Source organism: Gaiella sp. (assembly GCF_035558935.1).
Taxonomy (GTDB): Bacteria; Actinomycetota; Thermoleophilia; order Gaiellales; family Gaiellaceae; genus Gaiella.
Map to the genome: position 1 here is coordinate 38,033 of NZ_DATMBZ010000067.1, position 6,362 is coordinate 44,394.

10 protein-coding genes are annotated in these 6,362 nt (G+C 69.9%); 3 read left to right on the plus strand and 7 right to left on the minus strand.

The features are described from left to right. Positions 1 to 29 precede the first annotated feature (29 nt). A complete protein-coding gene (locus tag VNM44_RS07190) occupies positions 30 to 497 on the plus strand; it encodes a hemerythrin domain-containing protein (RefSeq protein WP_325624261.1) in 468 nt (155 codons plus the stop codon). Between the two features lie 58 nt (positions 498 to 555). Here VNM44_RS07190 and VNM44_RS07195 read toward each other — a convergent pair whose 3' ends face one another. The 7 genes from VNM44_RS07195 to VNM44_RS07225 all read right to left on the minus strand — a co-directional run bounded on the left by VNM44_RS07195 (position 556) and on the right by VNM44_RS07225 (position 4,520). After that, complete coding sequence (locus VNM44_RS07195) at positions 556 to 1,077, minus strand: DsrE/DsrF/DrsH-like family protein (protein WP_325624264.1); 522 nt, start codon at positions 1,075 to 1,077, stop codon at positions 556 to 558. A gap of 9 nt (positions 1,078 to 1,086) precedes the next feature. Continuing rightward, positions 1,087 to 1,404, minus strand: a complete 318-nt coding sequence (locus VNM44_RS07200; protein ID WP_325624267.1) for a TusE/DsrC/DsvC family sulfur relay protein — start codon at positions 1,402 to 1,404, stop codon at positions 1,087 to 1,089. 7 nt (positions 1,405 to 1,411) lie between these two features. Then, a complete protein-coding gene (gene sqr, locus VNM44_RS07205) occupies positions 1,412 to 2,677 on the minus strand; it encodes a type III sulfide quinone reductase, selenoprotein subtype (protein ID WP_325624269.1) in 1,266 nt (421 codons plus the stop codon). A 123-nt stretch (positions 2,678 to 2,800) separates the two neighbouring features. Then, positions 2,801 to 3,010, minus strand: coding sequence for a hypothetical protein (locus VNM44_RS07210; protein WP_325624271.1), 210 nt, complete (start codon positions 3,008 to 3,010; stop codon positions 2,801 to 2,803). 6 nt (positions 3,011 to 3,016) lie between these two features. Continuing rightward, the gene (gene merB, locus VNM44_RS07215; protein ID WP_325624274.1) at positions 3,017 to 3,346 is read right to left on the minus strand and encodes an organomercurial lyase; all 330 of its coding nucleotides are present in this window, start codon (positions 3,344 to 3,346) and stop codon (positions 3,017 to 3,019) included. A 139-nt stretch (positions 3,347 to 3,485) separates the two neighbouring features. Beyond that, on the minus strand, positions 3,486 to 3,914 hold the full coding sequence (locus VNM44_RS07220) for a hypothetical protein (protein ID WP_325624278.1): 429 nt from the start codon (positions 3,912 to 3,914) through the stop codon (positions 3,486 to 3,488). Between the two features lie 72 nt (positions 3,915 to 3,986). Further along, complete coding sequence (locus tag VNM44_RS07225) at positions 3,987 to 4,520, minus strand: hypothetical protein (protein WP_325624280.1); 534 nt, start codon at positions 4,518 to 4,520, stop codon at positions 3,987 to 3,989. Between the two features lie 70 nt (positions 4,521 to 4,590). Between VNM44_RS07225 and VNM44_RS07230 the strand changes: the two genes are divergently transcribed. Further along, positions 4,591 to 6,018: a lactate racemase domain-containing protein gene (locus tag VNM44_RS07230; protein ID WP_325624283.1), complete on the plus strand. Its 1,428-nt coding sequence runs from the start codon at positions 4,591 to 4,593 to the stop codon at positions 6,016 to 6,018. A 3-nt stretch (positions 6,019 to 6,021) separates the two neighbouring features. After that, complete coding sequence (locus VNM44_RS07235; RefSeq protein ID WP_325624286.1) at positions 6,022 to 6,345, plus strand: hypothetical protein; 324 nt, start codon at positions 6,022 to 6,024, stop codon at positions 6,343 to 6,345. The last annotated feature ends 17 nt before the right edge of the window (positions 6,346 to 6,362 follow it).

The following is a 6,362-nucleotide window of genomic DNA, read 5'->3' on the forward strand; positions in this document are numbered from 1 at the left end:
GCCGAGCCACACGAAAGGAAGGGATCGAGATGAGACCCACCGAGCCGTTCCGGAAGGAGCACGAGGAGCTGCTCGCGCACATCGACCACCTCGGGCACGCGGCGCGCGAGCTGCCGCGGCTCGACCCGGCCGAGCGGAGAGCGGTGGTCGACCGCGTCCTCGGCTTCCTCACGGGAACACTGCTGCCGCACGCAAAGGCCGAGGAGGAGGTGCTCTACCCCGAGTGGGCGCGCCTCGTCGGCTTCGCGGATGCCGCCGTGCCCATGGTGCACGACCACGAGGCGATCGTCGCTCGCGTCGAGCGCCTCGAGCAGACGGAGATGGACGACGTCGACACGCTCCAGGAGCTGCTCTACGGCCTCCAGGCCCTGATCGGGGTGCACTTCCGCAAGGAAGAGGACATCCAGCTGCCCGCGTTCGACGCCGCTCCGGCCGAGGTCACCGGGCGGGTCCTCGAGCGCATGGGTGCGCTCGCCGGGCACGTCCACGAGCACTGAGCGGACAGGATCTGGACGCGAGAGGCCCCGAGTCGGGCCCCTCGCGTCCAGCGCGGCGCTACGTGAAGACGATCTCCCCGCCTGCCGCGAGGTCGTAGAACTCGCCCACGGTCAGCACGCCCGTGACCTGGGGGACGAAGTCCTTGTCCTCGAGGCCGAACATGTCGACGGTCGCCTTGCAGCCGTAGATCCCGGCGCCCGAGTCGGCGATCAGCTCGACGAACTCCGGCACCGGCGGGATGTCGAGCTTCTCCAGCTTGCGGGCCATCATCTTCGTGGCCATCCAGGACATGCCGGGGAGCGCTCCGACGATCGTCGGAAGATGCATGCCCGGGTTGCCGACGGTCGCGACCTTGATGCGCCCCTGGCGCTTGCGGGTGATCGCGTCGAGCCCGAAGAAGGTGAAGAAGAGGTTCGCCTCGATGCCTTCCATGCGGGCGCCGTTGGCCATGATCAGGCCGGGGTAGACGCCTTCGAGCGAGCCCTTCGAGATCACGATCGAGACCTTCTCGATCGTCTTTCGCTCTGCGCCGGGCTCGGGCGCAGTGAGCTGCTCGAGGTGGTGGTCGGTGATTGTCATCGTTCCTCCTCAGATGCAGCCGCGAGGCTTGGGAATCCCGCCGATCCGTGCGGCGAGCTTCGCCGGGCCCTTGGGGAAGAGCTCGTACAGCTCCTTGATCGGGACGCCGGACTGCTTTCCCAGCGAGCGGATCGACGGCGCCTGCCCCGTCTCGAGGTACGTCGTGCGCATGTAGTTCACGATCTGCCAGTGGCGCGGTGTGAGCTCCGGGATCCCGCTCTCGCGGGCGAGCTCCTCGGCGACCTCCTCGGTCCAGGCGCTCGGATCGACGAGGAACCCCTCCGCGTCCAGCTCGACCGGCACTCCGGCGAGCGTCGCTCCAGTCATGGGTCGGTCACTCCTTTCGCACGGCGCCCGCCTCGACGGGCGCCTGCTTGCCGTGCATCTGCAGCCTCGGGGAGATGCCGGGGATGTCGCGGCCCGGCAACAGCATGTGCCAGTAGATGGACTGGAAGGCGAGCTTTGCCATGTGGTTCAGCCGCGACTCCTCGAGCAGCGGGAGCGGTCCGAACGAGAACGGATAGCGGCCCGGCAGGGGCTCGACCTCGTAGTTGAAGTCGATCAGGAGCGCCTTGTGGAACCCCGTCTCGACGAAGCAGTTCGTGTGGCCGTCGAACGAGGCATCGAGCTCGTCCCCCGCGACGAAGCGCAGGATGTTCCCGGTCAGGACGTCGGCCTCGAAGTGCGTCACGGACCCCGCCTTCGACGTCGGGACGTTCGTCGAGTCACCGATCGCGAACACGTTCGGCTTGACGAGCGACTGCAACGTCCGTGTGTTCGTGGGGACGAAGCCGAGGTCGTCGCCGAGCCCCGGCGATCGCTCGACGAACGCCGCGCCGCCGTGCAGCGGAACGGTGACGAGCAGGTCGAACGGCACCTCGCGGCCGTCGTAGCCGATCAGCCGCCCGCCCGCTCCGTCGACCTCTCCCGTCGCGAACTCCGTCACGAGGGAGACGCCCTTCTCGCGGAGGAGGCCCGCGAGGTGCTCTGCCGCGAGCGGCTTCGTGAACGCCGCGTCGAGAGGAGTCACGAACGTCAGGTCGACGTCGTCGCGCACGCCGCTCTCGTGGAAGTACCAGTCTGCGAGGAATGTGAGCTCGAGCGGCGCGACGGGGCACTTGATCGGAAGGTCGACGAAGTTGACGACCACCCGCCCCGCGTCGAACCCACGGAGTGCCTCCGCAAGCCCTGCTGCGCCTTCGGGCGTGTAGAAGGTGAACACGTTCTCCATCCAGCCCGGACCGGTCATGCCGTCGGTCTCTTCGGGCTGCAGGCGGCTGCCGGTCGCGACGACCAGCACGTCGTAGGGGATCGTCTTGCCGTTCTCGAGGTGGACCTCGTCCGCCTCGACGTCGACGCGGTCGACCTCCGAGCGGCGGAACAGGATTCCGTCGCGGAGCTGCGCGCGGCGTGAGCGCACGATGTCGTCGACCTCCGTGAGGCCGAACGGCACGAACAGGAGCCCCGGCTGGTAGACGTGACGATCGTCTCGGTCGACGACCGTGATGAACGTCTCCTCGGGCGACGTCAGCCGTCGCAACCGGTTGGCGATCATCGTCCCGCCCGTGCCGCCGCCGAGGATCACGATCCGATTGGCCATCGCGACCACCTCCGTCTCGCACTTCCTTCACCGCAGCGTGCCGCGCGCTCCTCCGCCGCACATCCGGGAAGCGCACCGTCCGCCTCCGTAGCATCTACGCAGGTCGAGGGAACGTGGGGTGGCCTACGGGAGGCGCCAGAAGTCACCCGTCAGGCCGACGCGGCCGAGGAGCGCCTGATTCTCCTCGCGGGTGTGCGGGCGCCAGTCGGGCTCGAGGCGGTCGCTCCACCACGCATAGGCGAGGTCGCACAGGGTCGTGACCGGGATCGTCGCGCCGGCGGGACGGCCCGCGAGCCAGCGGTCGACGTGCTCCTCCGACCGGAAGAGTCGCATGGCGCCTCAGGTGAAGACGATGTCGTCCCACCACTGCGCGGCAGGGACGAGGCAGTGGAAGACGAGCGTCTCGTCGTCCGGGCGGCCGTCGCGGACGCGCACCTCGATCGGCTCGTCGCAGTCGGCGCAGACGGTCTCGATCCGCCCGTCGACGCCGAGGGCCGCGCAGATGCCGAACGCGTCCCAGGCGCAGTTCCCGAACCACCGGCGTCCCCCGGCCTCGACGCGGAACGGCGTCGGGACGGCCGAGAACGGATTCGCCATGCGGATCTCGCGCGTCTCGGCGTCGAGGACGAGGGCATGCGCGTCGTGCAGCCGCTGCCAGCCGGCGCGCAACGCCTCGACGTCGAGTTCGAGCGACCCGGCCGTCTCGTCCGCGGTGGGTGCGCGCCCGAGCTCGACGAAGAGGCGGTACGTGGCGTTGCGGAGCTCGAGGTCGGCGTCGTCTATCGCGCGAGTCTGTCAGAGGCCGGCGCTAGAACGCGGCCACGGTGAACGGGGTGTCGATCGCGTCCTGGCGCCCGGGCACCCAGAGGCTCACGCGGAAGACGCCGCCGCCGACCGAGGCGATGGTCGTCTCCGCGCTTCCCGCGCTCGCGGCGCCGATCTGCGCAGCGTTGCCGGGGAACCGGACCTCGAAGACGCCGGCCTGCACGCGGCGGGCCTGCGGGGCGCCGCCGGCGCAGTTGAACCGTGTCCCGACCAGCGGCTTCGCGCTCGTGAACTGATCGGGGAAGTTCGCCATTCCCTTCGCGGCGTCGCCGTTGACCGCGACGAACCCGCGGACGGCGCCCGGCTGGCATCTCGCCTGTGGCTTGACGGCCTCGGTGACCGCGACGGCGGAGCCGCCCAGCGCGAAGAAGAGCGCTGCACCGGCGACGACCATGGACGGGCTGACACGCATGGGAAACCTCCGACTCGGGACGACGAGCGCATCGTCGTGTCCCGGTCGGACGGCGTCGGCGCTCGGAACCTCTCAGACGTCGAGCGGAAAGCTTCCGTCGACGACCAGGTGCGCGCAGGCGATCGGGTCGTCGCGTTCGACGTAGCGGTCTTCGGAGGGCATCCAGCGCTCGACCCAGGTCTCGCGCGATGCCTCGCCGTCCCGGGCGACGCCGCGGGCGAGCCTCACGTCGTACGGTGCCTCGACCCAGACGCGAACGTCGTAGTCGTCGCGGAACATCCGGTGGAGCGCGCAGACCCCCTCGACGACGACCACGCCGGTCGGGGTCACCGTGCGCTCGCCTCCCGCGCGGCGCGCGCCCCAGTCCCAAGACGCATAGCGCGCCTCACGGCTCGCGACGAGCGGCTCGAAGACCTCGGCACGCAGCCGGTCGAGGTCGAATCCGTCTCCGTCCCAGAACTCGTCCGTTCCCACGACCTGCGCTCCGGGGATCCGCGCTGCGAGGGTCGACTTGCCCGCGCCGCCTCGACCGCCGATGCCCACGAACGTGAACCAGCGGCGCGGTCGGGCGCCGGCGATCAGGTCGAGGACGGGCTGGGCGTCCACCCCGCCACGGTAACGGCGCGGTTGCATTAACCTCGCCGTAGAGACTCAGATCGACTTTCTGGAGGACCTGATGAGCGAGACCACCCGTGTCGTCGTCCCGTACGAGTCGATGGATCCCCTGGCGATCGGGGCGACCGACGACCAGTCGAAGAAGCATCGCGACACGATCGAGGTCGACATCCCGACGACGAACCTCGTGGCGGTCGTCGAGCCCGAGGAGCCGGCGCCCGTCGACAACCCGACCGAGGCGGCGCGACGCGCTCTCGCCGAGCCGGTCGACGGACCGACGTTCGCCGAGATCCTCGACGGCCGGTCGAGCGTCGCCGTCGTGATCGACAACCAGTTCCGCCCGACGCCGTCGTCGAAGCTGCTGCCCGCGGTGTTCGACGCGATCGAGGCCGCAGGCATCACGGACGTCCGCGTGTGCTGCGCCAACGGGAAGGTCTTCCCAATGTCGGAGTCGGACACCGAGCAGAAGGTCGGCCGCGAGAACCTCGCGCGGATGGAGCGGAACGGCTGGTCGTTCTCCCAGAACGACCCGCAGAACCCGGACGCGTACACGTTCGTCGGCGTCTCGTCGGGCGGCACACCCGTGTGGCTGTTGGACGAGGTCGCCTCGGCCGACGCCAAGATCACGATCGGCCAGGCGCAGGCGAACCACTGGGGCGCGGGCGGCGGCGGGAAGCTGATCCTCCCGGGCGTCGTCTCCGACGAGACGGTCGAGTCGAACCACTGCGCGTTCGTCACCTCGCCGCAGACGCACTACGGCGCCTACGTCGGGCCGATGCGCTCCGACATCGACGAGGTGGCGACGATGTGCGGCCTGGACTGCACGATGAACGTGCTCCTGGACACGCACGGCCGTGTGATGGACGTCGTCTTCGGCTCGCATCCCGAGGCGCACCGCGAGGCGATCCGGCGCTTCAACGACGTCTACGCGTACGAGTCGTTCGTCCCCGAGCACGGGCAGGCCGACATCGCGATCTGCGGGGTCTTCGCGCCGACCGACCACCTCTTCTTCCACACCGGCTGGGGCTGCATGTCTGCCGATCTCGTCGTGAAGGACGGCGGCACGCTGATCTACACGAGCCCCTCACCGGGCGTCTCCACCGCGATCGGCGACTTTCCCGGCTTCGCGCTGATGGACCTGATGAAGCCGTACATGCCCGCGACACCGGAGAACTACCAGCGGGTGCTGCGCGACATCCACGCGCGGGCGATCCAGATGTGGGCCGGCTGCATCTGGGTGCCGATCTACGAGGTGATGACGCGGAAGCACCTCACGATCGTGACGCTCGAGGAGAACCTCGAGATGGCCGCCGACATCGGGCTCGACGCGACGACCTCGCTCGACGGCGCACTGGCGGCCGCGTTCGAGCGGCACGGCGACGACGCGAAGGTCGTCGTGCTCCCGTACGCGCGCTACCAGCTGCCGCGGAACGCCGTGCGGATGGAGCCCGCCGACGAGCGCGTGATCGCGTACGCGGGGCGGGACTAGGGCATGACCGACGCCGCCCGCCGGACGATCCCGGGGCTCCGGGCGTCCGGCGTGGCGGCGACGGACGAGGTCGGCCGGGAGATACGGGGCTCGACGACGATCCTCGAGCTCCTGAGGATGTTCCCCGACGGGAGCGCGGCGAAGCTGATGAGCGACATCCAGTTCCCCTGCGCACACTGCGGCGGCGCCGTGCGCGAGCCCCTGACGCTCGCCGCCAAGCGTCACCGGCGCGACCCGCGCGCCGTGATCGAGGCGTTCCGCGCCCTCGAGGCGGGCGGCCCCACCGCCGAGCAGATCGCGAGTGCCGCCCGTCGGCAGGCGGCGTAGAGCCTTGGCGGTCGCAT

Coding starts and splice junctions, on each gene's coding strand:
- VNM44_RS07190 (WP_325624261.1), top strand. CDS start 30: ATGAGACCCACCGAGCCGTTCCGGAAGGAGCACGAGGAGCTGCTCGCG.
- VNM44_RS07195 (WP_325624264.1), bottom strand. CDS start 1,077: ATGACAATCACCGACCACCACCTCGAGCAGCTCACTGCGCCCGAGCCC.
- VNM44_RS07200 (WP_325624267.1), bottom strand. CDS start 1,404: ATGACTGGAGCGACGCTCGCCGGAGTGCCGGTCGAGCTGGACGCGGAG.
- sqr (WP_325624269.1), bottom strand. CDS start 2,677: ATGGCCAATCGGATCGTGATCCTCGGCGGCGGCACGGGCGGGACGATG.
- VNM44_RS07210 (WP_325624271.1), bottom strand. CDS start 3,010: ATGCGACTCTTCCGGTCGGAGGAGCACGTCGACCGCTGGCTCGCGGGC.
- VNM44_RS07220 (WP_325624278.1), bottom strand. CDS start 3,914: ATGCGTGTCAGCCCGTCCATGGTCGTCGCCGGTGCAGCGCTCTTCTTC.
- VNM44_RS07230 (WP_325624283.1), top strand. CDS start 4,591: ATGAGCGAGACCACCCGTGTCGTCGTCCCGTACGAGTCGATGGATCCC.
- VNM44_RS07235 (WP_325624286.1), top strand. CDS start 6,022: ATGACCGACGCCGCCCGCCGGACGATCCCGGGGCTCCGGGCGTCCGGC.